Annotated in this window: 21 protein-coding genes; 11 read left to right on the forward strand and 10 right to left on the reverse strand. The window is 37.9% G+C overall.

All coding sequences use genetic code 11. The features are described 5' to 3' along the window. Nucleotides 1–1,044 (reverse strand): transposase (locus tag XM47_RS13100; protein ID WP_078061906.1); only part of this gene is annotated, 1,044 nt, incomplete at its 3' end. A 394-nt stretch (nucleotides 1,045–1,438) separates the two neighbouring features. Between XM47_RS13100 and XM47_RS13105 the strand changes: the two genes are divergently transcribed. Continuing rightward, a complete protein-coding gene (locus XM47_RS13105; RefSeq protein WP_077066565.1) occupies nucleotides 1,439–3,517 on the forward strand; it encodes an alpha-amylase family glycosyl hydrolase in 2,079 nt (692 codons plus the stop codon). Nucleotides 3,518–3,890: 373 nt separating this feature from the next. Here XM47_RS13105 and XM47_RS13110 read toward each other — a convergent pair whose 3' ends face one another. The 8 genes from XM47_RS13110 to rpiA all read right to left on the reverse strand — a co-directional run bounded on the left by XM47_RS13110 (nucleotide 3,891) and on the right by rpiA (nucleotide 12,061). After that, nucleotides 3,891–4,223, reverse strand: a complete 333-nt coding sequence (locus tag XM47_RS13110) for a Na+/H+ antiporter subunit G (RefSeq protein ID WP_048693333.1) — start codon at nucleotides 4,221–4,223, stop codon at nucleotides 3,891–3,893. A 2-nt stretch (nucleotides 4,224–4,225) separates the two neighbouring features. Beyond that, the gene (locus XM47_RS13115) at nucleotides 4,226–4,495 is read right to left on the reverse strand and encodes a K+/H+ antiporter subunit F (protein ID WP_048693335.1); all 270 of its coding nucleotides are present in this window, start codon (nucleotides 4,493–4,495) and stop codon (nucleotides 4,226–4,228) included. Next, nucleotides 4,489–5,010, reverse strand: a complete 522-nt coding sequence (locus tag XM47_RS13120) for a Na+/H+ antiporter subunit E (protein ID WP_048693338.1) — start codon at nucleotides 5,008–5,010, stop codon at nucleotides 4,489–4,491. Before XM47_RS13120 ends, XM47_RS13115 begins: the two co-directional genes overlap by 7 nt. Further along, entirely contained in the window at nucleotides 5,010–6,515 is a 1,506-nt protein-coding gene (locus XM47_RS13125; protein ID WP_048693342.1) for a monovalent cation/H+ antiporter subunit D, read from the reverse strand. The genes XM47_RS13120 and XM47_RS13125 overlap by 1 nt, the downstream gene beginning before the upstream one ends. Before the next feature lie 2 nt (nucleotides 6,516–6,517). Then, the gene (locus tag XM47_RS13130; RefSeq protein ID WP_048693345.1) at nucleotides 6,518–6,868 is read right to left on the reverse strand and encodes a Na+/H+ antiporter subunit C; all 351 of its coding nucleotides are present in this window, start codon (nucleotides 6,866–6,868) and stop codon (nucleotides 6,518–6,520) included. Beyond that, nucleotides 6,868–9,675, reverse strand: a complete 2,808-nt coding sequence (locus XM47_RS13135; protein ID WP_048693348.1) for a monovalent cation/H+ antiporter subunit A — start codon at nucleotides 9,673–9,675, stop codon at nucleotides 6,868–6,870. The genes XM47_RS13130 and XM47_RS13135 overlap by 1 nt, the downstream gene beginning before the upstream one ends. Nucleotides 9,676–10,057: 382 nt before the next feature. Further along, a complete protein-coding gene (gene serA, locus XM47_RS13140) occupies nucleotides 10,058–11,293 on the reverse strand; it encodes a phosphoglycerate dehydrogenase (RefSeq protein ID WP_048693349.1) in 1,236 nt (411 codons plus the stop codon). Nucleotides 11,294–11,404: 111 nt separating this feature from the next. Beyond that, nucleotides 11,405–12,061, reverse strand: coding sequence for a ribose-5-phosphate isomerase RpiA (gene rpiA, locus XM47_RS13145; protein WP_048693352.1), 657 nt, complete (start codon nucleotides 12,059–12,061; stop codon nucleotides 11,405–11,407). A gap of 154 nt (nucleotides 12,062–12,215) precedes the next feature. Here rpiA and XM47_RS13150 point away from each other — a divergent pair, with 154 nt between their 5' ends. Continuing rightward, nucleotides 12,216–12,818, forward strand: coding sequence for a response regulator (locus XM47_RS13150; RefSeq protein WP_048693353.1), 603 nt, complete (start codon nucleotides 12,216–12,218; stop codon nucleotides 12,816–12,818). Here XM47_RS13150 and XM47_RS13155 read toward each other — a convergent pair. Next, nucleotides 12,815–13,384: a 5-formyltetrahydrofolate cyclo-ligase gene (locus XM47_RS13155; RefSeq protein WP_048693356.1), complete on the reverse strand. Its 570-nt coding sequence runs from the start codon at nucleotides 13,382–13,384 to the stop codon at nucleotides 12,815–12,817. The two genes, XM47_RS13150 and XM47_RS13155, sit on opposite strands and share 4 nt — an antisense overlap. Before the next feature lie 354 nt (nucleotides 13,385–13,738). Here XM47_RS13155 and XM47_RS13160 point away from each other — a divergent pair, with 354 nt between their 5' ends. The 9 genes from XM47_RS13160 to XM47_RS13200 all read left to right on the forward strand — a co-directional run bounded on the left by XM47_RS13160 (nucleotide 13,739) and on the right by XM47_RS13200 (nucleotide 26,193). Next, the gene (locus XM47_RS13160) at nucleotides 13,739–14,911 is read left to right on the forward strand and encodes a XylR family transcriptional regulator (protein ID WP_048693358.1); all 1,173 of its coding nucleotides are present in this window, start codon (nucleotides 13,739–13,741) and stop codon (nucleotides 14,909–14,911) included. A gap of 585 nt (nucleotides 14,912–15,496) precedes the next feature. After that, a complete protein-coding gene (locus XM47_RS13165) occupies nucleotides 15,497–18,142 on the forward strand; it encodes a hypothetical protein (protein WP_048693359.1) in 2,646 nt (881 codons plus the stop codon). A 75-nt stretch (nucleotides 18,143–18,217) separates the two neighbouring features. Further along, a complete protein-coding gene (locus XM47_RS13170; RefSeq protein WP_048693361.1) occupies nucleotides 18,218–20,845 on the forward strand; it encodes a TonB-dependent receptor domain-containing protein in 2,628 nt (875 codons plus the stop codon). 232 nt (nucleotides 20,846–21,077) lie between these two features. Further along, nucleotides 21,078–21,866 carry a DUF3450 domain-containing protein gene (locus XM47_RS13175; protein ID WP_048693364.1) on the forward strand — a complete coding sequence of 263 codons (789 nt, stop codon included), beginning with the start codon at nucleotides 21,078–21,080 and terminating at the stop codon, nucleotides 21,864–21,866. A 32-nt stretch (nucleotides 21,867–21,898) separates the two neighbouring features. After that, complete coding sequence (locus XM47_RS13180) at nucleotides 21,899–23,275, forward strand: MotA/TolQ/ExbB proton channel family protein (protein WP_048693367.1); 1,377 nt, start codon at nucleotides 21,899–21,901, stop codon at nucleotides 23,273–23,275. Between the two features lie 31 nt (nucleotides 23,276–23,306). Further along, nucleotides 23,307–23,825 (forward strand): MotA/TolQ/ExbB proton channel family protein, encoded by a 519-nt coding sequence (locus XM47_RS13185; protein ID WP_048693539.1) that lies wholly within the window; start codon nucleotides 23,307–23,309, stop codon nucleotides 23,823–23,825. A gap of 48 nt (nucleotides 23,826–23,873) precedes the next feature. Beyond that, entirely contained in the window at nucleotides 23,874–24,281 is a 408-nt protein-coding gene (locus XM47_RS13190; protein WP_048693369.1) for an ExbD/TolR family protein, read from the forward strand. Nucleotides 24,282–24,286: 5 nt separating this feature from the next. Beyond that, nucleotides 24,287–24,892: an energy transducer TonB gene (locus XM47_RS13195; RefSeq protein ID WP_048693372.1), complete on the forward strand. Its 606-nt coding sequence runs from the start codon at nucleotides 24,287–24,289 to the stop codon at nucleotides 24,890–24,892. An 11-nt stretch (nucleotides 24,893–24,903) separates the two neighbouring features. Then, on the forward strand, nucleotides 24,904–26,193 hold the full coding sequence (locus tag XM47_RS13200) for a tetratricopeptide repeat protein (protein WP_048693375.1): 1,290 nt from the start codon (nucleotides 24,904–24,906) through the stop codon (nucleotides 26,191–26,193). Nucleotides 26,194–26,357: the final 164 nt, after the last annotated feature.

Raw genomic sequence — 26,357 nt, forward strand, 5'->3', positions numbered from 1 at the left:
CCGTTTTAATTGATGGTTTTTGGCATAGGTTTGTAACTGAAACCTTTGGCCAACTGAATGGCTAAATTGGTTTTCTATTCCGGTTGAAAAGGCTAACCAATCTTCATCTGTTAATCCGAGTCTTTGGATTATTGAAGGTGTATTTGGTGCGATGAACCCCCGTTTATCTTGCCTAATTTGTCGACCAGTCCAATCGACTAGTTCTAAATAATCAATTAATGAAAACGGAATATGGCTATTACAGCGCTTAAAGTTGGGTACTGACTCATTATTGGCTTTAACAAAAGGTAATAACTGAGCTGGTGCGATAGAAGCTAAATTGTCATTAGGTGTAGCTGTTTTATGTTTTTGAGAACCGTCTTTATTTTGATGATTATCTGTTTCTACTGTTTTTGGTGAAATGCCTAATCTTTGTTGAATAGAAGTGAAATCAGAGCTTTCAGGCGTATCTGCCATTTTGGCTCTAATTGGATTTAAATCAACATAAGCCATACAGGCTAAAACAGCGACATCATCTAATAAAGCTTGAGATTTAAACCGACCTTCCCAAAAGTGGCCTTTGCACTTATCTTCTGAATTTGCTTGTCTGGCAATAAACTCATTTAAAAAGCGCATAAACCAAGAGATACTCGTTAAGCGTTGGCGATAATCATGAACGCAATCATTCACGACCATTAGCTCGCACTCGGTTAAAGCATTACCTTGCTGCTTAGCCTGTAAATAACGGGCCACAATAGGTTTAGGCTGACACAAGGTATGCCAACGAGATAGAACCTCATCAGGGTTTAAAGTATCCGCAGCATCTGTATCGACTCTTAAAACTAAGTGATAGTGATTACTCATAACAGCGAAAGCAGCTACATCTATGGTGAAAATAGCGGCGAGCTTTTGAATGCGCTCAACTAACCAAACCTTCCTATGTTCAAAACTCTTTTTAGTGGTTTTATCATAACCACACAAATAACTACGCCTGACACAGCGCGCAATGCAATGATAATAAGGGGTATCAGATAATGATATTAAACTGCTTCTGGGTTTGGCCATAAGTTAACTGTGTTTATAGTCATGTGTGGTTATTTATACAGTTAAGTTTGGAGTGGATTGCTGATTTGTCAAATCAACAATTAAAAATAAATAGACATGAGTTGTAAGTAATTGTAATTTATATTTTTTAACAATGCCTGTCATTCAGGTTTTTCTATATTTTTTAACAATGCCTGTCATTCAGGTTTTTATAGATTACACATTTCACTCGAACCTCTGTTAACAAAATAAACATTTCCCCTGTTTAATTAACTATTTAGCAGGGAATTTTCACTGCATACGTTTGCATAAAACAGTCAGGTTCCATTTTTTTGTTTATAATTAAATTAACATATATTTAACGTCCCACTCAGGGACTGTTATCGACTCTAAATAGAAAAAGAGAAAAATGATTATGCGTAACAATAAAACATTGTTAGCTGCAAGCTTAGCGTTTGCTTTAACTGCCTGCTCAAGTAACGATACAAACTCTAGTGAAACAACCGACACACCTTCAAATGTATATGACACTAGTTACCTAACGCGCGATGTTAGAGACGATGTTTTTTATTTTGTCATGCCTGACCGTTTCGAAAATGGTGACAAAACAAATGATATGGGCAATCCTGATAAGCCTGAGTCATACGGAGGTTATGATCCAACACTTAAAAGTCACTTCCATGGCGGCGATATGAAAGGGTTGGAAAACAAACTAGATTATTTAGAAGGTTTAGGTGTTACTGCAATCTGGATGACCCCAATTCTACGTAATCAAGCAGTACAAGGTGAAATAACCGGTTATCATGGCTACTGGGTACTCGACTTTACCGAAATCGACCCTCATTTAGGCACCAACCAAGATCTTAAAAACTTAATAGAAGCAGCCCACAAACGTGGCATGAAAATCTATTTCGACATTATTACAAATCACACAGCAGATGTTATCAAGTTTGCCGAATGTCATGGTGAAGATGGCAGTAAATGGTCACTAGATGCAGGGCCTTGCCCATATAAAACACGGGATCAAGTACAATCTGGTGATAAATACACTTTGGTTATCCCTGAAGAATCGGCCAATATTAAAGTGCCTCAATGGCTTAATGACCCTAAATACTACCATAACCAAGGCGATTCAACTTGGCAAGGCGAAAGCTCTGTATATGGTGATTTTTCTGGCTTAGATGACATTGATACCGATAACCCAGAAGTTGTTGATGGCATGATTGATATTTTTAAAAATATCGTCACAGAATTACGTCCAGATGGATTTAGAGTAGATACAGTTAAACACGTTAACACTGAGTTTTGGGCTGGTTTTTCACCTGCAATTATTGAACACGCTAAAAAAGAAGGTATTCCGAACTTCCATATTTTTGGTGAAGTATATAGTGGTGACGTAAACGTTTTAAGTCACTACACCACAGATGGAAAAATGCCTGCTATCTTAGATTTTGGTTTCCAGGGTTTAACTTATGATTTATTTGTTAATGAATCTGCAACCGATAAGGCCAAGACATTATTTGATAATGACGATTATTATAATGATGGAGATAGCCGTGCAGACATGAATCCAACCTTCGTTGGTAATCATGATATGGGTCGGTTTTCTTACTTTTTAACCAAGTCAAAGACTCCATTATCAGAAGAACAAAGCCTAAATAAAATTAAACTTGCGCATGCACTTATGTATTTTTCACGTGGTATCCCAGTAATATACTATGGCGATGAACAAGGTTTTGTTGGTAAAGGAGGTGACATGGATTCACGCCAAGATATGATGCCTTCAAAAACTGCAACATATAACGAAGATGATGTATTAGGTACTGATTTATCAACCGCAGCTAACAACTTTGATACAAAGCACCCTCTTTATACTGCCTTTGCAGATTTAGCAAAAACCTTTAAAGCTCATAAATCTCTTAGACAAGGAGTACATCACACAAGAGCATTTACAACAGATGGCCCTGGTGTATATGCGTTTTCTCGCGTAGAAATCGACAACCCAGTAGAATATTTAGTGGTGTTTAATACATCAAATGAAGCGATAAACCCAACACTTTCAGCTACCAGCGCTCGTTATAACGATATTCACTCTAACGAAGCTATCGCTACACAAAATGGGTCAGTAACTGTTAATGTTCCAGCATTGAGTTATCGAATATTGAAAGCAAACTCGGCCGTCAGCTCAACCAAATTAGGTAATTTATCAATAACGAATTTTAACGATGGTGATAATGTAAAAGGTGAGTTCATATTTGAATACAGCCTTGCAGACGCAGGTAAAGCTGCCGTTCCAGTATTTGAGATGACAACCGAAGTGAGTGTTAATGGTGGTCAATTCGAAAAAATATCATTCGATAATACTTTACCGTTAAGTGCGCAATACGATGTTTCATTATTAAAGAACGGAACAAATATTAAGGTAGTATCAACTGTGACTAACTTTGCCGGTGAAGTTCAAAAACATAGTGCTAGTTTTGTAGTTAAAAATTAGCATATTATTGATAATAAACAGCCAGACTAATAAAATTGTCTGGCTGTTTATTTTTTAGTAAGTTTAATTGCTTGTTAATCTTTCTAGTTATGTGATCAAAAAAACGGCAACTATCTAGATGGCAATTATCTAGATGGCAACTATCTAGACAGGCATTCATAGAAAATAATTAAATCAATAGGTTATGGTTTATCCTATTCCTATTATTTAGCTTATTCTGTGTTAATTGATAGTTTAATCCTAGCCAGTACAGTAAAGGATGACAGTGGTCGTCGTAAAAACCGACGAATAGGGCGTTTATTTTTCCCAAATACCCTAATGGGAGTGATTAGAGCAATAACAATACTAATTGTTAGAACTGATTGACCGAAGCTTAATCCTTTTCAATTTTATCCACCCCTTGGGTATCCTTTCTCATATCTAATTTATGGTGAATAGCTGATTTAATCAAAACGTAACCACTAATTGGTGCTGTTATCAGCAGAAAAATTGAAATGAGGATTTCTTTAAAACTATAACTTGCGTGGGTTGCAGAGAAGTAAATCATGGCCGCGATTAACAAACATGCCATGCCTAGAGTGGTCGCTTTAGTTGGGCCATGTAAACGCATAAAAAAGTCTGGCATTTTAACTAAACCAATCGATCCAATTAAAATCAATATACCACCTAGTAATAATAAAACTGACACTATCCATTCGTATATCATGATTATTCGATTAAATCGCCTCTTAATAAAAATTTACATAGTGCAACTGTACTGACAAACCCCAGCATGGCTATTAATAATGCGGCTTCGAAATACAAACTGGTTCCATTATGTAAGCCGTACAGAACAATAATCGCAATAGAGTTAATGTACATGGTATCTAGGGCAAGAATTCGGTCAGGTACAGATGGCCCTTTAAATAGTCTCCAAATATTTAGAAGCAAAGACAACCCCAACATGGCAAATACTACAATAATGACACTACCTAACATTGAAAGATCTCCTTAAGTGGTGCTTCGTAACGCTTTTTAATTTGCTCAATAAGTTTATCTTCGTCGTTTAAATCCAACACGTGGATCAACAAATATTTTTGCTCTTGTTTATCCCAGTCATCATGCTCTTCACTAATTGGATAGACTTCCGCACTGACTGTACCTGGTGTAAGTGAGACTGTGCTTGCCAATAAAGTAATAGGTAGGGCTTCTGTCATATCTAAGGGCACTTTAATAAAAGCTGGGCGTAGCTTCTTATTTGGACCAATTATCAACATAGCAACTTGGATATTTGCACTAATAATATCAAACAATACCAGCAGTAATTGCTTGATTGCCAGCCATGGTCGTTTAATCTTTGGGTGATCATCTGTAAAAGGTTGGGTGATCTTAGGAATAACGAAGGCTAAAAAACTACCTAGTAATATTTGCCCAAAAGACACACTATTATTTAGCAATAACCAAACTATCAATAATAAAATGCTCGTCGCTGGAGCTGGGAAATAACGGTTCATTACTGGCCCCTTATTATTTGAGATAAAGCTTCTGCGTGGTGGATTTGCATAGCAGCCTGTAGACAAAAATCTGTAATAGGCTTAGCAAAAATCACCATCAATGGAGACACACAAACAAGTGTATAAACAGCTAAAACTTGCCAACGGTTGGCTTGTTTCACATCCACTTTAGCCATGTCATTAGATGTATTTTGCCAAAAAACAATTGCTCCAGCTCTGGTCACACCAGCTAACAATAACAAACTTGAAAGTAAATATATTGGCCAAAACCAAGTAAATTCACCCTGATAGGTGGCTTTTAATATCAAAACTTTACCTACGAATCCAGCCAATGGCGGCATACCAACCACAGCCAATGCGGTGACAAAAAATGCAATGCCGAGTAATAAACCTTGTTTAACGGGGCGGCCTGTTGTAATTCTATCTGCTACTTTTCCACGTTGGGTGGCTATTAAGTCAATACATAAAAACAAAGTCGCACAAATCAATGTGGAATGAATCAAATAATAAATCGCAGCAGCAGTCGCTTGAATATTTTGCATGCTCGCTAGTGCAATCAAAGTACCAGCAGACACAACAATTAAATTTGAGCACAATTTGCGTAAGTCCTTACTGGCAATTACACCTATAGTGCCGACAATAATGGTCGCTAATGCAGCATACCATAGCGTCTCTTGGCCCATAGAGCCAAGCGAACCACTTTCTGGACTAAACATTGAGTTATACACTCTGATAATCGAATAAATGCCGACTTTAGTCATAATTGCAAATTGAGCCGCTACAACAGGCATGGCATTTGAGTATGTATTTGGTAACCACATATGCAAAGGTAAAAGAGCACCTTTCAAGGCAAACACAATCAGCAACAATGAGCCGGCAATTTTTGCCAAGTAAATGTCATCTCTTTTTAATTGGCTAATACGAATACCAACATCTTGAATATTGAGACTACCAATTACCCCATACATTGTGCCAAGTGCAATTAGGAATATTGCGGATCCAACTAGATTAAGAATGACATACTGAAGCGCAGCGCGCGTGTTATGTTTGTCTGCAGCGTGTACTAACAAAGAGTATGACGCGATCAACAAGACTTCAAAAAACACAAATAGATTAAATAAGTCACCAGTTAAAAAAGCGCCGCATACACCCATCAACAAAAAGTGGACTAATGGATGATAAAAACTACCCGAAGTGTCATCCCCTGCACAGCTAAAGACAACACAACATAAAGTTAAAAAGGTCGCTAAACTGGTTAAAGAAACAGCAAACAAATCAGCATATAAAGCAATTCCAAAAGGTGCCTGCCAATTACCAACGGCATAACTTAATACGCCATCATTTAATATTTGTATTAATAAGCATAAATTAATACCAAGCGATACGATTAAAAAGCTTACGGATGCAACACGTCTTATTTTAACGCTTTTGCCACAAGGCGGCAGAAGCAAAAATAATGCACTCAATAAAGGGAATAAAATGGGTAATGCGACTAAATGCTGCATGACTATTTTTTCGCTCCTATTTTATTATTCACTTGAGTTTGTTGGTTAACATAATCATTACCTAAATCAGCCCTTGCTCTGATGGCTAAAATAATTGAAAAAGCGGTCATCGCAAAACCTATCACAATTGCAGTTAACACCAAAGCCTGCGGCAAAGGATCTGCATATTGCTCATTCGAACTCAAAATTGCAGCTTTATTTATGGTTAAACGGCCAGAAGAAAATAAGAACAAATTGACCGCATAAGACAACATAGTTAAGCCCAAAACGATAGGGAAACTGCGCGCTCTAAGGATTAAGAATACACCACAGCTAACTAATACGCCGACACAAACCGAATACAACAACTCCACTATTTGGCTCCTATTGATTTAGACTCTGACTTAGGATCGTCACTGGCAGTCTGCTGGCCTAAACTTGCTAAAATCATCATGGTTGCGCCAACAACGGTTATGTATACACCTAAGTCGAAAATCATGGCACTGGCTAATTCTGTTTTACCTACAAAAGGTATATCGAAGTAATCAAACCAGCTAGTTAAAAATGGTTTTTCGAATAACAAACTTCCTAAACCACAAATCGTCGCAATCATAACACCGCCAGCAATGGTTTTACGGTAGTTTAAAACCAGTCGAGTACCTACCCAGTTTGAACCGTGTGCAATATATTGCAAAATGATCGCCGTAGCCGTCACTAAACCAGCAATAAATCCACCGCCAGGTAAATTATGTCCTCGAATGAAAATAAAAGCCGAAACTAATAATGCCAAAGGCAATAAAGTTTGCGAAATCGTTGCAAGTAAAATTGGGTATTTTTCTTTGGCCCATTTACGTCCTTCACCATCTGTTGATGGGACAAACAAAGGCAAATTATTAAGTAACTTGTAAATACCGAGCGCAGCAATGCCTAATACGGTTATTTCGCCGAGCGTATCAAAACCTCTAAAATCTACTAAAATAACATTAACTACGTTGGTACCGCCGCCTCCAGTTTTTGCATTGGCAATAAAAAACTGAGAAATGGAGTCTAGCGGTCGCGTAATGAGTGCATAACAAATGCTACCGACAACTACACCGCAACCTGTTGCAATTAACACATCGCGTAGCACTCGAATGGAAGTTGATTCTTTAGGCGTTTTTTGTGGCAAAAAGAATAATGCTAACATCAACAAGACAATTGTAACTACTTCAACACTCAGTTGTGTTAATGCGAGATCGGGCGCAGAAAAACGGGTAAATGCAACTGAAACCATTAACCCAACAATTGAAATCATAATTAACGAAACCATACGTTGACGATGCCAAATTACTGTAGCGACAGCACCTGCGATCAGTAAAGCAGAACCAACAGCGTTAAACATATCAATAGGGCGAAGTTGGCTTTCACCAACTAGCTTTTGCATATCAAACAAAGGCGCACTGGCAAAAAACAAAAAGACCGCAATCAGAATTATGATATACCTTTGCAATGAACCATTTTCAAATTGCTCAATGCGCATTTGACACCATAGTAAAATACTTTCGAAACTTTTTTCAAATATGGAGCGACCTTCTAAAGTGGGTAAAGATGCCTGAAACTGAAATAGATGTTTCCTTAATGCATATATTGTTAATCCACCTACCACAGCCAGCGCGCTCATTAGTAGCGGGAGGTTAAATCCATGCCACAAAGCAATTTCAAAGACGGGGGTCTTAGTTGTTAAAACCGCACTAGATGCGACGTCTAATAGACCATCGACAACTAAATTTGGAAACATGCCAACTAACAAACAAATGGCAACTAAAATTTCAATTGGCACACGCATATAGCGAGGTGCTTCATGTGGTTGTTTGGGTAAATCAATTGGATCACCGTTAAAAAACACATCATGAATAAAACGTGCAGAATAGGCGACCGAGAGAGCCCCCGCCAATGTTGCTAACACTGGAATTAACCACGACATCGACCCTAACAGTTGAGAATGCAGAGTTTCCGCAAAAAACATTTCTTTTGACAAAAATCCATTAAGCAAAGGCACACCTGCCATTGCTGCAGCAGAAACCATAGCAAGGGTTGCGGTAAATGGCATATATTTCCACATGCCATTTAATTTCCTCATATCACGAGTACCGGTTTCATGGTCTATGATACCGGTAGCCATAAATAGTGAGGCTTTAAAGGTTGCATGGTTAATAATATGAAAAATGGCAGCAACGGTTGCTAATTCGGTATCTAAACCTAAAAGCAGCGTAATTAAACCTAAATGACTGATGGTTGAATAAGCAAGCAAGCCTTTTAAATCATGTTTAAACAAGGCGACATAAGCGCCTAATAATAGAGTCGCTAATCCAGTTAAGCTAACAATGATAAACCAGATATCTGTGCCAGCTAATACAGGATAAAAGCGCGCCATTAAAAAGATTCCAGCTTTAACCATAGTTGCTGAATGTAAATACGCACTGACCGGTGTCGGTGCTGCCATAGCGTGAGGTAACCAAAAATGAAATGGGAACTGTGCAGATTTAGTAAAAGCGCCTAACAGGATTAATACTAATGACACTTCATACCACTGGCTTTGTTTAATAAGTTCACCACTGGCCAGCACTTGGTCAATCTGATAGCTACCGACAATATTCCCCAATATTAATAAGCCAGCAAGCAGAGCTAAGCCCCCAGCGCCTGTTATGATTAACGCCATCAATGCGCCCTTACGCGCTTCTGCTTTATCTGACCAATAACTGATCAATAAAAAAGAACTTATGCTGGTTAGCTCCCAAAAAAACCAAAGTTGGAGCATATTGTTGGACATTACAATACCAAGCATGGCGGTCATAAAAAGCAACAGATAGGCATATAGCTTTGGCAGGGAATCTTTTTCGCTTAAATAATACCTAGCGTAAAAAATAACTAAGCAGCCAATCCCTAGAATGAGTAAGCTAAACAGCAGTGATAAGCCGTCAAATCTAAAGCTTATGTGTATTCCAACAATATCTAACCATTGGATATGGTCATAGAGTGTCTGACCACTATATACAGCAGGTGCATGGTAAAGACAAATAGCAAGAGCAATCAGCGGTGCGGTGAGGGCAATGGCTGCAGTTTCATTACGACTGAGTTTGGTCGTAAATGAAGAAAGTAAACTGCCTATTGTTGTTATTATTGGAACCCAAAACAAAGCCATATGAAGAAATCCATTGATTGTTAACGTGATGTCAGTATAGCAAAAACAATAAGATAACAGATTTTACTATAAGGTAAAAAGCATTCAACTCAAAAATAGTGGTTATCTTTTTTCATAATTTATCGGGCAAGGATTTATTTAGCTGATTTATTCTTTAACTGTTGAAATTAAAGCCTTTGTTACATTACTAGGGAAACCAAAGTTATCTGAGAAATCCGTAGATAATTAGCTAATTTCTTATCCAGAATTTAGGTTAACTAGGCAGGTAAAAAATTCGCTGTGCCAGTTTAGTCAATACTAAACATCAGCTTGAGATGAAGATTGGTTGGTAGGATCAAAAAAGCTCGCCGAAGCGAGCTTTTTAATTAAGCCAAACTGAAGCCTAAAGCAATACGCGAGCGCGGATTGTACCTTCAATTTGTTTCAATTCATCTAATGCTGCTTGGCTGTCGTCTGAATCAACTTCCAGTACAACATAACCGATTTTATCAGTTGTTTGTAAGAACTGAGCTGAGATATTAATACCTTTTTCAGCAAAAGCTAAGTTGATCTTAGTTAAGATACCAGGACGGTTTGTGTGTACGTGTAATAAACGACTGCGACCTTCATGAGAAGGTAAAGAAACTTCAGGGAAGTTAACCGCAGATAATGTAGAACCATTATCACTGTACTTAGCAAATTTACCAGCTACTTCGATACCGATATTTTGTTGTGCTTCTAATGTAGAGCCACCAATATGCGGTGTTAAGATAACATTGTTTATGCCACGTAATGGAGAAACAAATTCTTCATCATTAGACTTAGGCTCAACAGGGAATACGTCGATCGCAGCACCACCTAGTTTAGGTGAGTCACCTTTAAGTGCTTCTGCTAATGCATCAATATCTACAACTGTACCGCGAGAAGCGTTGATGAAGATAGCGCCATCTTTCATTGCCGCGAACTGCTCGGCACCAAACATATTTTGTGTGCTGTCAGTTTCTGGTACATGTAATGAAACAGCATCAGCTTGTGCTAAAAATTCATTTAAATCGTGAACTTGGTTTGCATTACCTAGTGGCAATTTATCTTCGATATCGTAAAAAGTAACGTTCATACCGATAGTTTCAGCCAAAATACCTAACTGAGTACCTATGTGACCGTAACCAATAATACCAAGTGTTTTACCACGAGCTTCGATTGAGCCAGTCGCTGATTTATCCCAGCCACCTAAATGAGCTTTTGCATTTTTCTCAGGAATTCGACGGAATAATAATAAGATTTCACCTATTACTAATTCTGCAACACTTCGTGTGTTTGAGAAAGGTGCATTGAATACTGGGATACCTAATTCTTGTGCAGCTTCAAGATCAACTTGGTTAGTACCAATACAGAAACAACCAATACCGATTAGTTTTTCAGCTTCAGCTAGTACTTTACTGGTTAATTGAGTTCTTGAACGAATACCAACAAAGTGAGCATCTTTAATTTTTTCGATTAGCTCTGGTTCTGCTAATGAAGTTTTTAAGTACTCAATGTTTGTATATCCAGCATTATTTAATGTTTGAATCGCACTTTGATGTACGCCTTCAAGCAATAAAAATTTAATTTTGTCTTTCGCTAATGAAAATTTACTCATTTGTATTTGGCCGTTTGCGTATCTGTTTGGAAGTATAGACGTCTAAAACTTTCGCTATTATATCGTTAAAAAAAGAAACTGCACTCTTTTTATGCACAGCTTTAACCGTTTTTAGCTAATTGTTTTAACGCCGTCTTTGCCTGCAACTAAAACAATATCTGCACCACGTTTGGCGAACAGTCCATTGGTCACAACACCAGTGATCTGATTCAAGGTGTTTTCTAGGCTGACAGGGTCAGTGATTTGCATGTTATGTACGTCTAAGATCACATTACCATTGTCCGTTACCACACCTTGGCGATAAACCGGATCTCCACCTAATTTCACAATTTCACGAGCAACGTAACTGCGCGCCATTGGAATTACCTCTACAGGCAGTGGGAACTTACCCATTACATCAACAGGCTTGCTATCATCGGTAATGCAGATAAAGCGTTTCGCAACCGCAGCGACTATTTTTTCACGCGTTAATGCCGCGCCGCCGCCTTTAATCATATGTTTTTGTGGATTAACTTCATCTGCGCCATCTACGTATATGTCGTAGCTGCTGACTTGATTTAGATCGAATACTTCAATGCCTAATGCTTTTAATCTTTCAGTTGAAGCTTCTGAGCTCGAAACCGCGCCTCTAATTTTGTCTGCTAAAGGTGCTAGTGCATCGATAAAGTAGTTTGTTGTGCTACCAGTACCGACACCTATGATGCTATCTTCTTCTACATATTGTATCGCTGCTTCTGCAGCAGCTCTTTTTTTATCTTTTTGATTCATTTTTATGATATATCCACATAATCAAGAGGCGGTATTATAGCTGACAACTAAGCTATATTTAAATTTGATTTAAAAATAATTATTGATTCTTTTGAGTAATTGATTTGTAGTAACTAACCTCAGTAATAAGAACTCGTTTTTTATAAGGGATTATATGTTTAATAAAAAAGAAGGAAGCTTGTTAAAGACGCTTATATCTAAAGAAATCGATCAACTAAGAGGGTCGTTAGAGTCTATAACCGAGCAGGCAGAAAGAGAAACAGCAGAAAACGAATTGATTTCTCTTGTGACTATCTACAACAAACTAAAACGCGATATTTTGAACCAACAAGACAATAAATTAGCTCATGCTATGCCTAGAGTTTTACTGGTTGATGATGTTGAATCAATGCGAGAAGTCGCTAAAAAAATGTTAAGTGAGCTGGGTTTTCGCAAAGTTGATGAAGCGAGAAATGCTGAAATCGCCTTAAAAATGTTAGACAAAGCTTACATAGAAGGCCAGCCATATAAATTAGTGATTACTGATTGGGAAATGCCGGGTAAAAGTGGTTTAGATCTGCTTAAAGACATACGTATTAATGAAAATATTTCTGAAGCAGACGTTTTTCTTTTAACCTCTCATGGCGCGCAAAAAAATATCGTTCAGGCAATTAATGCTGGTGTGACGGGCTATTTAGTCAAACCAATTAACTTTATAACCCTGCAAAAGAAATTTGGGAAATATTTAGCCCATATCGAAAAGCCAGCTATGGCTTAAATGTTATAGCTGGGAGATATTATTTTATCCAGTGGCACATCCCAAGATTCGATAGGAAGTTTATCTACTTTCTGGCAGTCGTGTGCTAAGCCTATTAGTTTGGTTTTAGGGTTTTTGTGCTCGAAAGTTCGGTCATAAAAACCGCCTCCCATACCGAGCCTGTTGGCCTCACTATCAAATGCAACTAAAGGCAAAAATACATATTCAAGCTGTTTGATAGGGCAAATGGTTGTGCAGTTTAATTCTGGTTCTAAAATACCATATTTGTTTTTTATCATTGGGGTTTCTGGCTGGTACAGATAAAAAGATAAATACCCAGTACAGAAGTGATGTAAAACGGGTAAGTAAACTTTTACATCTAATTGCCATAAAGCCTGAATAAGCAGATGAGTATCTAATTCTCCGTCATTCGATAAGTAAATCGCGACATGATCTTTGTCGGTAAAATCAAAACGATTTAACACTTGTTCTGCAATCTGTTGGCTTGCTATTTGTTGCTCGGTTGGTGTTAGGTTTTGCCTGAGCTTTCTTATTTTTTGTCTGATTTGTTTTCTAGATTCTGTCATCGTGAGTGTAGCTCTATAGAGATTGCTTTCTTCTTTGATTTATATAATACCAATCCATCCTAATTATTGCTCAATTTTACGGGTTAAAAAGCACGTAAACTGCGTTATGAATTTTGCTATTAGTTTACTAGTAGCGGCAATTCATGCCTTGTTAGCGCACTTTTTTTCTACGTAAACTATAGATCAAAAATTTAGGTGAACTGGTATAATTTATATTTGGGTTATAAAATTAATTATTTAAATTTAATTAATTTTTACATAAGTTTACTTATGAATGAGTTAACGGTGATTATAATTGCTGAAATGTAAACTTTGTGAAAAAAGTTCAATAAATAAAATGAAGGCTCTAGTTTAATGCCAGTCAGTAAAAAAATAACACTTTTGTTTAACGCGAATAAGGCGTACGACAGAAAAATAATATCTGGTGTTGCTAGGTATTTACAGCAAGGCGTAAATTGGGAGTTATTCTTAGAAGACGACTACCTAACTCATCTAGAAAAAATTAAATATTGGCAGGGTGATGGCGTAATCGCTGATTTTGATGACCCCAGTATCGTGGATTTTGTGTTAGAGCAAAATATGAAAGTTGTCGGAGTGGGTGGATCATTTCAAGATGCGAGTAAATACCCTGCAAACGTGCATTATGTTGCGACTAACAATCACACAATTTCAAAGTTAGCTGTTGAGCACTTTCTGTCTTTAGGTTACCAAGGTATGGCCTTTTATGGCGTACCGGATAGAGCCAACAATCAATGGTCTATTGAACGAGAAAATAGTTTTTGCCAATTGGTTGAGGAATTAACCGCGGGTCAAGTTAAGCCCAATATTTACCGTGGTCACCTAAGTAGTTATCGAAATTGGCATAAAGCCATGAAACGATTGCAGGATTGGATCATTAGTCTACCTAAGCCGATAGCGATTATGGCTGCAACCGATAATAGAGCTAGGCAGCTGATTGATGCTTGTCGTAATTTAGATATAAAAGTGCCAGAGCAGGTTGCTATTCTAGGGGTTGATGACGATGACATAGTTAACGTTTTAACCGGTAATAAACTCAGTAGTATTCGTCAAGGTACAGAGTATATGGGTTATTTAGCCGCATCAATTCTCGATAAGTTGTTAAATGATGAAGAAGTCGAGCCTCTAATTAATCTGGTTGAGCCAATTGGGGTCGTGCAAAATGCATCGACTGATCACCTCTCAGTTGATGATCACGTGGTAAAAAAAGCAATTAGTTATATTAAAGAACACGCTTGCGATGGTATACAAGCCACGCATGTTTTACGGCATTTGCAGTTATCTAGAGCGAATGTTGAAAATCGCTTTCGTGAACATTTAAACAGCTCTATCCATCAAGAAATCGTTAAAGTTCAGCTCGCGAATGTAAAGCAGATGCTGTTAAATACCGGCTTAACTTTGAGTGATATCTCGGAGAAAACCGGCTACAACACAGTACAATACATGATTATGGTATTTAAGAAGCAAACCGGACTGACACCAAGTCAATATAGAGAAAGGTTTATGTAATTAACCTTAACTCGGGAGAAAAATTTACTTTGTTGAGTGCTTTTTCCTGATAGCTGCATTGAATTAGCTAATTTCTTATCCAGAATCCAGAGTGGGGTGAATATAAATATAGGATAGGAAGTTAGCTAAAAGCCTCTTGATCTAACCTCAAGCATTAACGCAAACCCGAAAGTAAGTATAAACGCCACACAAACCTCAAACACAAAAGAAAATACGAGCGTTATGTCCACATTTATAGTCCGCCAATCAGGTGCATGGCTATCGATTTATATCTGTCTATTCGCCAATGTGAATACTTTTACTATGAATTAAATATGTAACTTAATTGTAAATTTAATGCTTATTTTTATTTGTATTGTTTTCTATTTATCGCTTAAAAATATCAGGTTTTGTTTAACCTTCTGATTTTAATTGTTTTATTTTTGTTTTTGTGTTTTTTTTAAATAAATGATTTAGATTCAATTTAATCATTTGTCACCTAACTGTCATGTTTTTGGCATGTTTCTGTCATTTTCTCTGCGTAATCTTCGACGCAAATAATTAAAGCTATTACTCAATTTAGAATAAATAAATATCGGAGATATTATGAATCTTAAGAACATTTTTGCGATGAGTGCTGTGGCAGCATCATTAGCTTTAGCAGGTTGTGGTGGTGATATAAACATTGACGCTAGTGCGGATGATAACAGCGTAACAAATATTACAAATGAAGGTGATAACACAGGTGGTGGCTCAACAGTTACTTTCCCAGCTGAATCACCAATTACATTAGGTAAAGCATCTAAAGATACTGTTTTATCTTCAGGTTTAGATAAAGATGTATATGTTTTATCTGGCACTATCACTGACGACATGGTTTTACATGCAGACGTTTACTGGGCAATTGAAGGCTCTGTTTTTGTTGGTAAAGATATCGCAACTGACGGTTATACAGCAGCTGATTCAGCTGAATTAGGTATCGAAGCTGGCACAGTTATTTTTGGTAAATCAGGTAGCGACGTTATTGTTGTTAGCCGTGGTTCAAAAATAAATGCAGTTGGTACAGCAGCTAAACCAATCGTATTTACAGCATTAAATGACGTAAACGAAACCGTAACTAAAAATGACTCAGGTTTATGGGGTGGTTTAGTTATTAATGGTCAAGCGCCAAATAGTAAAGGTGAAAACGTTGCTGGTGAAGCTAACACAGGTACATATGGTGGTAGCATTGCTGACGATAACAGCGGTATCTTAAAATATGTTCAAGTTAGATTTGCTGGTTTTAAAATTGATGGTGCTAACGAGTTAAACGGTATTGCTTTCCAATCAGTTGGTTCTGGTACAACAGTTGATTATGTACAAGTTCACAACAACTCTGATGATGGTGTTGAGTTCTTTGGTGGTACAGTTAATGTTAAACATTTAGTTTTAACAGGCAACCAAGATGATAGCTTAGATTGGACTCAAGGTTGGTCTGGTAAGGTACAACATGTACTCATTAAGCAAAACGAAATTGGCGGTGACCATGCATTAGAAGGCGACGGTGCTGCTGGTGGTATTCCAAATTCAGATCCAAAAATTGCTAACTTAACTTTCTTAGGTAGCAGTGCGCCAGACTCAAACGGCATGGATATCCGTAAAGGTTCACAAGGTGAATTTTATAACTTCCTATTTGTTGGCGGTAACGACAAAGCTTGTTTAGATATCGATGATGATAATGCAAAAGGATTCGCTGCGGATGATTCTTTAGATATCGAAAACTCAATTGTGAATTGTACGACACCTTATGCTGACGCTGATGGTGTTACAACTGTTGCAGATTGGTTCACAACGGCTGGCGAAATGAACTCATTAGCTGACGCTAAACTTGTTAACTACATGCCTGTTTCTAATTCTCCTGCGTTAGGCATGGGTAAAAATGTTGCAAATGAAGTTGATGGTTTCTTTGACTCGGTTGATTACATTGGTGCGTTTGACGGTCAAAATGACTGGACTCAAGGTTGGACATACGGTTTACACGATACAGTGACTAGCTGTCCGACAGGTACAACAGAAGTTGCTGAAGTTTCAGCTGGTCAATTAACATGTGCTTTAAGCGGCGTAATTACTGAAGATGTAACTTTATCTCAAGGCGCGGTTTATCAATTAACTGGTGCAGTTTTCATCGGTAAAGATGTTGCTTCAACTGGTTATACTTCTGCTGACTCAGCAACTTTAACAATTGACGCTGGTGTGACTGTATTTGGTCAATCAGGTGCTGATTACTTAGTTGTTAGCCGTGGCTCTAAAATTGAAGCAACAGGTTCAGCTGCTGCTCCAGTCGTATTTACTTCTTCTTCTGATGTTTTAGGTACTGTTACCGAAGACGATTCAGGTTTATGGGGTGGTTTAGTCTTAAATGGTCAAGCACCAAACAGCGAAGGTGTAAACGTTGCTGGTGAAGCTAATACTGGTACTTACGGCGGTAATATCGCAGACGATAACAGCGGTACACTTCAATATGTACAAGTTAAATATGCCGGCTTTAAAGTTGACGGTTCAAATGAATTAAATGGTGTTGCTTTCCAATCAGTTGGTTCTGGTACTAAGGTTGAGTACTTACAAGTTCACAATAACTCAGATGACGGTGTTGAGTTCTTCGGTGGTACAGTCAATGCGAAATACTTAGTATTAACTGGCAACCAAGATGATAGTTTAGATTGGACACAAGGTTGGAACGGTAACGTTCAGTATGTCCTAATCAAACAAAATGATTTAGGTGGTGACCACGCTCTTGAAGGTGATGGTGCTGCGGGTGGTACGCCAAATTCAAAACCAACTATCGCAAACTTAACATTTATGGGTAGCAATGCACCTAAATCAAACGGTGTTGATATTCGTAAAGGTTCAGAAGGTGCATTCTATAACTTCTTATTTGTAGAGCCAGCAACAGATGGTAGCTGTTTAGATATTGACGATGATATTGCAAAAGCAAATGCTGTTTCTGGTGAATTATCTATCGAAACTTCAGTTATCTCATGTGCTAAAGATTATGCAAATACTGAAGCTCAAGCTTGGTTTGAAAAAGCTGGTGCAGGTAATGAGTCTGTTGCAGCTGTCACTTTAGATGCAAACTATGTTGCTTCATCTACTGGTACTGTAACTGCGACTGACGTCAATGCTAAGAATACATTCTTTGATGCAACTGATTATGTTGGTGCTGTTAAAGATGTGAATGACACTTGGTGGAAAACTTGGACTCACGGCTTATAAGTAATATTAGCCGCTAATTAAGGCGCTATTTAGCGCCTTATTTTTTGTATCAAGAATAGTTTCCGAGGTAAGAATATGTTTAGTAATAAAAAATTGCTAACCAATAAAGTAAGCGCAGCGGTTTTGTTAGCCCTAGCTTCTACTGCCGTTAATGCAGCAGAAAGTGATGACGAGCTAATGGAAGAAGTTGTTGCAACTGCAAGTCGATTACAAGGTAGTGCTGCTGCGGTTATAGAAGAAAGAAAAAGCCAAGCTTTTGTTGCTGACTTATTGGGGTCTGAGCAAATATCTAGAACGGGTGACAGCGACGCAGCTTCAGCATTAAAACGTGTAACAGGTTTAACCCTAGTCGGTGGCAAATTCATCTATGTACGTGGTTTAGGTGAACGCTACTCTAGCACAACATTAAATGGTGCTAACGTACCATCGCCAGATCCAACTCGTAAAGTTGTGCCTTTAGATATGTTCCCAAGTGGTATTATCGAAAATTTATCAGTACAAAAATCTTATTCTCCTGATATGGCTGGTGAATTTGGTGGTGGCGCGATTGATATTCGAACTAAGTCAATCCCAAGTGAGTTTGTGTTTAAACTTAACTTTGGTTTGGGTTATAACAGTGAAAATAGCGACGATGGCTTGAGTTATGATGGCGGCAGTAGCTTTTTAGGTGAAGATAAAAGCAGAGCTTTACCTGAAACGGTTCGACGCAATGTCGAGCAATATGGCGTTATTAATGAATCTATTTTAGCTTCTACTTTAGGTGATGCAGATAAAGCTGCGCAAATTGTTGATGAGACAGTTCTAGCGTTTGATAATAGTAATCACATTCAGCCAGAGAGCCTTGACCCTGACTTTGGTTTTGGTTTTGCAGTTGGTAACCGATTTGATATTGGTGAAGACACTGTATTTGGTTTCTTACTCGCGTCAGAATATGACAATAGCTGGAGCAATTCTAAAGAGCGTAAAGTTCGATTTGATACAGCTGACGTTGGTATTAACGCTATCGAAGATAAGAAAATATTATCAACTGAGCACGAAGTAGAGCTCAGCAATATTTTGAATTTGGGTCTTGAATTAGGCAAAGATCATAAGTTTGAAACCACGACTATCTTCTTAAGAAATACACGCGATAAAGTCGACTTAGAGCAAGGCGACGATTTTGATTACGATGCGAATGCTGATGTATATGGTATTTTATACGAGCAACGTGAGTTAATTACGAATCAAATTCGAGGCATGCATAACTTCCCAAGCCTAATGAATTTAGGTGTTGACTGGCAGTTTAGTAAGTCTAAAGCAACGCGTAATGCTCCAGATGAAAGAGAAATTGTTTATTTACCACTTCAAGGTGAAATGGCGTTAGCAACAGATTCTGTGACGCCATCTTTAACTCGATTTTTTAGTGAGTTAGAAGATAAAGCAGAAACTTTTCAATGGAATGCGACTTTACCTATCTACTTAGATTCAGCTGAAATCGAATTAAAAGCCGGTGCTGACTTTTCTAAAAAATGGAGAACGTCTAACGGTTTATTCTTTCAATATCTTTCTAAGTTCACACCTGCAGAAACCGGTGAATCTAACTACTTAGCAGGGAACATTGATGAGGTTTATACTGACGAAGTGTTAACTTCTGACAGTACTAAGTTTCAGCAGTTATTGAGAGTTGATGATTATATTGCAGCACGTATGCTAGATGCTTACTATGGTCAATTTGATATTTTCTTTAATGATAAATATCGCCTAAGTGGTGGTGTTCGTTATGAAGATTGGCGCCAAGCTGTTGTTCCAATTGGTTTTGAAGATAACAAGAAGAAAGCATTGCAGCCAACTGCAATTTCTGAAGAAGAATTCTTACCTGCATTATCATTTACTTACATCATGAGTGATGAGCAGCAAGTTAGGTTGGGTTATGGTAAAACATTAGTTCGACCTGATTTAAAAGAGCTTTCTCCGGTACGTTATTTAGATCCATTAACCGATAACCCAGTATTTGGTAACCCAGACCTAAAAGTTACTGAAATTCAAAACTTTGATATACGTTGGGAGTATTACACTCCAACTTCAGATAATTTATCTGTCGCTGTATTTTACAAAGATTTAACTGCGCCAATTGAGAACGTTCAATTGCCAGGTGCGGATGAGTCGAATGTATCTTTTATTAACGCACAAAGTGGTGAAATATACGGTACTGAAATCGAGTGGATGAAGAGCCTAGACTTTATGGGTGATGGATTCGATCGGTTTTTCTTCTCGGGTAATATTACATTATCAGACTCTGAAATTGTGATTCCAGACCAATACTCATATTTCAGTTTAGCCAACCAAGCTTTATTGCCTATCACTAAAGACGATAATGCCTATGTGACTAATCCAACTAGAAAAATGACGGGCCACTCTGAGTACGTCGTTAATTTACAACTTGGGTTTGATTCGTATGATGGTGAGCACACAGCTTCATTGGTTTATAACCGATTTGCAGAGCGTATTATGAGTGCGGGTATAGATAGAATGCCTGATCTAATTGAATCGCCTTTCGATTCATTAGATGCTGTTTATACTTATTACCCAACGTTTGAAACAAAACTGACTTTTAAAGTTAAAAACCTAATGGGTGATTCTCAGGAATTTACTCGTAACGGTGAAGTTGCTGAAGCAGTTGAAACTGGACGTTCAATTAGCATGAGCTTTTCTTGGGAGCTTTAGGCTAAATAGCAAAGGGTGTGATATTTCACACCCTTTAACTTCTTATTTTTATTCACCAATCATCCCCTAAATCTCTTCTTAAACGCTATTACACCACAATAAAGACACTCTAGAATACATTCTTGTCTTTTATCTTGTCATATTACTGTCATTTCTGGTTAATCCAACTGTCACACAACCGCAATATTATGCTTCCAATTTCTTAGTTAAACTAACTTCAGGAAGCTTTCAGATGAGCCTTTCTCGTACATTAAAAGTAACAGTAAAAACGTCGGTCATTGCGACAGCAATCGCGATGAGCACATTTACTCAGGCTAACAGCCTAAAACCTGCAATCAATGCAAGTAAACAAATCAATCAGTCAGCTGAAAAATCGCAACAAAAAATCGATTCGATCAGTGACGATATCCAAACTCGTTTAGAACAATTCAAAGCAATCAATAAAGAAATTGAAGGTTTAGAAATTTATAACAAACAAGTTTCAGCGCAAATTTCTGATCAAGAAGCAACTATGCAAGATATCAATGATTCAATTGATAAAATCTCAGTTGTTGAGCGTCAAGTTATGCCTTTAATGACGCGTATGATTGACGGTTTAGAGCAATTTATCGCGTTGGATGTACCTTTCTTAAAAGAAGAGCGTAGTGAGCGAATTGCTAGCTTGAAAAAAATGATGAGCAGTGCTGGTTCTTCTCCGGCTGATAAATTCCGTCGCGTGTTAGAAGCTTATACAATTGAGCTTGATTACGGTAACACAATTGAAGCTTACACAAGTACGCTTGAAGTAGATGGTGTTGAACGTGATGTTGATTTTTTACGTGTCGGTCGAGTCGCATTTATTTACCAAACTAAAGACGGTAAGCAAAGTGGTGTATGGCAAGCAGACAAAAATGAATTTGTCGCTTTATCAAGTGACTACCGTACAAAAATTACCAAAGCATTACGTATTGCACGTAAACAACTTGCACCTGATTTATTAAGTGTACCGTTATTAACTGCAAAAAATGTAGCAGCTGAATAAGCCTGACATTCTGATTAGAAAGAGTATTTAACATGAAAAATTTAATTAAAGGTTTGATTACCTCAGCTGCATTAACATTTACGCTTACAGCAAATGCTGCAACTGAAAGCAATGCATTAAATCTTGATCAATTATTAAACCAATTAGAGCAAGGTAAGTTATTTCAGAATGAACAAAACCAGCAACGTGAAGCTGAGTTTTTGGCTAAAAAAGGTGAGCAAGTAAAATTACTTGAGCAAGCGATTGCACGCCGTGATGCTGAGTTACGTTTATCTGATAAATTAGAAACCCAAGCAGAAAACAACGACCAAACAATTAAAGATCTAGAAGCGTCATATGACAATAGATTAGGTTCTTTAAAAGAGTTATTAGGTGAGCTTCAGCGCACCGCTGGTGATGCAAAAGGTAGCTTAGAGTCGTCAATTATTTCTGCTCAGTATCCTAATCGTCATCAATTTTTAGGTGATTTAGCACAAAAAATTGGTGGTAGTTCAAAGCTAACTTCAATTGATGAAATTGAACGTTTCTGGTTTGAATTACAGCGTGAAATGACAGAATCAGGCAAAATCGTTAGCTTTAAAGCACCTGTTATTGAAGCAGAAACTGGCGCTAAAGTTGAAAAAGAAGTGGTACGAGTTGGCTCATTTAATTTAGTTTCAGATGGTAAGTTTTTAGATTATTCAATCGAAACAGGTTCATTATCTGAATTAGCACGTCAACCGGCTGCTCGCCACTTAGATACAGCGGCTGCAATCCAATCAAATGCTGAAGGCTTTGTTCAATTTTCGTTAGACCCAACTGCTGGCTCTATCCTAGGTTTATTAGTTCAAGCACCAAATATGCAAGAGCGAGTAGAGCAAGGTGGTACAGTTGGTTACATTATCTTAGCTGTTGGTTTAGTTGGTTTGTTAATCGCACTTGAGCGCTTCATTAGCTTAAGTATTGTTGGCGCTAAAATTAAGTCTCAGCTTAAAAATATTTCAACACCTAAAGCTAATAATCCACTTGGCCGAGTGTTAAGTGTTAAAGACCAGCACCCAACTGCTGACACAGAAACGTTTGAGCTTAAATTAAGTGAAGCTATTTTACGCGAAGTACCTAAATTACAACGTAACTTAACCTTTATTAAAATTATCTCTGTAGTGGCACCGCTTATGGGTCTACTGGGTACAGTAACCGGTATGATCAATACCTTCCAAGCGATTACATTATTCGGTACTGGTGACCCTAAATTAATGGCGGGTGGTATTTCACAAGCACTTGTTACTACTGTATTAGGTCTAGTTGTCGCTATTCCGACCTTATTACTTTACACCATGTTAAATACACGCAGCCGTGGCTTAGTTTCTATTTTACAAGAACAAAGCACGGGTCTTATCGCAGAGCGAGCTGAAAAAGCAGCTGAGTAAGGAGCATAAAGTGTTTGCTTTTAACGAAATGATGGAGGCTATCCAAGGTTTCATGGAAACCGGCGGTGATGTACTCCTTTATATCGGCTTGCTTATATTTGTCATGTGGTTGTTGATATTTGAGCGTATTGCTTTTTTCACAACCACATACCGAAAGTACCAAGCTGATCTTGTATCAGCTTGGGCTAAGCGAAACGATAAAAACTCTTGGAATGCGCATCAAATTAGAGAAGCGGTTATTTCAAGAGCAACAAACAAGTTAAACCAAAACCTGATGTTGTTAGGTGCTTTAGTTGCTTTATGTCCATTACTTGGTCTGATGGGAACAGTAACAGGCATGATTGAAGTGTTCGATGTGATGGCAATTTCTGGTACAGGTAATGCGAGATCTATGGCATCTGGTGTTTCTAAAGCCACAATTCCAACAATGGCAGGCATGGTTGGCGCACTATCTGGCGTGTTTGCATCTACCTGGTTAGGTCGAGTTGCAAAAAGAGAAGCGGAATTACTCGCGGATCATTTAGAAATAGAACACGAGAAAAAACATTAATTGTCTTCGCTTAAATTGATTAGCGAACAAAAACAGGATTGAAGAATTATGCGAGCAAGTCCTTTAAATCAAATAATGGAAGAAGAAGAGTCAACAATTGATATGACACCTATGCTAGATGTTGTATTTATTATGCTTATTTTCTTCATTGTCACTGCGTCTTTTGTAAAAGAAGCGGGTATAGACGTGAACAGACCTGATGCACCTACAGCTGTCGTTAAACCAAACACAAGCATATTAATTGCAATTAATGCTGATGGTGAAGTTTGGCTAGACAAGCGTCAAATCGATGTGCGCTCGGTTGAAGCAAATGTTCGTCGCTTAAAAGCTGAAAACCCTAAAGGTTCAGTTGTTATTCAAGCGGATAAAAAAGCAGACGTTGAAACCTTAATTAAAGTAATGGATGGCTCTCGCGCTGCGGGTGCTTATGACGTTTCAATTGCAGCGAATGACTAAAGATTATGATTAGATATTTAATAGCCATTGGGCTTGCCGTATCTGTTACTTTTTTGCTCTTTTTTGGCATGCAGTCACTTATTGCAAGTGGTGAAGGTGCTTTAAAAGAGCCAGCGAAAGGCAAGGTGTTAGACTTTGTTAGAGTTAAAAAAGAACAGGTTGTTGAAAAGCAAAGAGAAAAGCCGAAGAAGCCACCTAAGCCACAAGAGCCACCACCGCCAATGGATACGCCACCAATGGATACGCCAGATCCAGCGGCTAATGCAATTGTGACTAATTTTGCTGCAGAAGTTAAAGCCGATGTTGGTTTACAAGGCGGCTTGTCATTAGGTTCTGGTGATGGTGACTTTGTACCAATTACAAAAGTTGCACCTGTGTACCCAAGAAGAGCACAGCAACGTGGTATTGAAGGCTATGTCATCGTTGAGTTTACTGTGACTAAACTGGGTAAGGTAAAAGATCCAGTGGTCGTAAAAGCCGAGCCTGAAAATATATTTGATAAGGCGGCTGTAGCGGCTGCGATGAAATTTAAATATAAACCAAGAGTGGTTAATGGTGAGCCTATGGAAGTTGCTGGGGTTCAAAATAAAATTTCATTTGAAATTGATTAAGGTGATTTGAGATGAAAAAAACATTTTCTCCTTTGATATTAGCTTTAAGTTTAGCGATTGGTTTTAGTCCTGTTGCAACCTCAGTATATGCTGCGGATACAGCTACCACTAAAACTAAACGTGTACCAACTATGCGGGCTAAGGTTTATGAACAATTAGCTAGAGCTCAAGCTTTAGCCGATGAAGGTAAGCCACAAGAAGCCATTGCTGCACTGGATAATGTGAGCCGTAAGAAAAACTCTATGAATAGTTATGAAATCGCTATGATGAATAACTTTTATGCTTTTATTTACTACGGTTTAGAGGATATGCCTAACGCAATTGCGAGTTTTGAAAAAGTCGTTGCCGAAGAAGCCATTCCTGAAGGACTTAAGCTGAGTACGTTATACAGTTTAGCTCAGTTATATATGGCTGAAGAAAAGTTTGAAAAAACGGTTGAATATACCAATAAATGGATAGCTGAAAGTAAACCTGATACTAATTTTGTTAACGCTTATATCTTATTAGCCCAAGCAAATTATCAGTTGAAAGACTATGATGCAGCATTGGAACCTTTAATTAAAGCAATTAAGGTAACGGCTGATTCTGGCGAAACGCCACAAGAAAACTGGTTTGTATTACAGCGTGCAATTTATTATTCAATGAAGAAGCCAACTGAAGTTGCCGATGTAACTGAAACCTTGGTGAGACTATTTAATAAAGCTGAATACTGGTTACAACTAGCAGGCATGTATGGTGAGTTAGGTTGGGAAGAAAAGCAGCTTGCTATGATGGAAATTGCCTACCAGCAAGGTTTTGTGACAAAACGTTCTGATATTATTGCGCTGGCACAACTTTACGTTTATCACCAAGTGCCGGTTAAAGGCGCTGTCTTGATGGAAAAAGCCATGCAACAAGGCGTCGTTGAAAGTAATGTTAAAAACTTAACTTTTTTAGCGCAAGCCTACACTTTAGCTAAGGAAGATAGCAAAGCGATTCCGGTATTAGCTAAAGCGGCTGATTTATCAGAAGACGGTAATTTAGATGCTCAACTAGGGCAAACTTATTTAAACCTAGAGCAATTTGAGTTAGCTATTGAAGCGACAGAAAAGGCGCTTAAAAAGGGCGACTTAAAAGATGAAGGACGAGCTCAGTTAGTTTTAGGTATGGCTTATTTTAACCTGAAATACTTTGATAAATCACTCAAAGCTTTAGCTATTGCTGCCGAACATAATGGTAGTAAAAAAATGGCTCAGCAGTGGAAAAAATATGTCGCAAAAGAAAAGCAGCATGCAGAGCAGCTAAAACAAATGGCCAGCTAACTTTTATTTTCGCGGTAACCATTCTCCAGAAACGCTAAGCTGAAAAGCTAATAATGTTAAAGCCTGATTTTGAAATTTAATCGAAATCAGGCTTTTTTGTTCGTCCCCTTAACTAATTTAAAAATCCTGCCATAATTACTACAAATCAATTCTTCTTTAGTGGC

Source organism: Catenovulum maritimum (genome assembly GCF_001050375.1).
Taxonomy (GTDB): Bacteria; Pseudomonadota; Gammaproteobacteria; order Enterobacterales; family Alteromonadaceae; genus Catenovulum; species Catenovulum maritimum.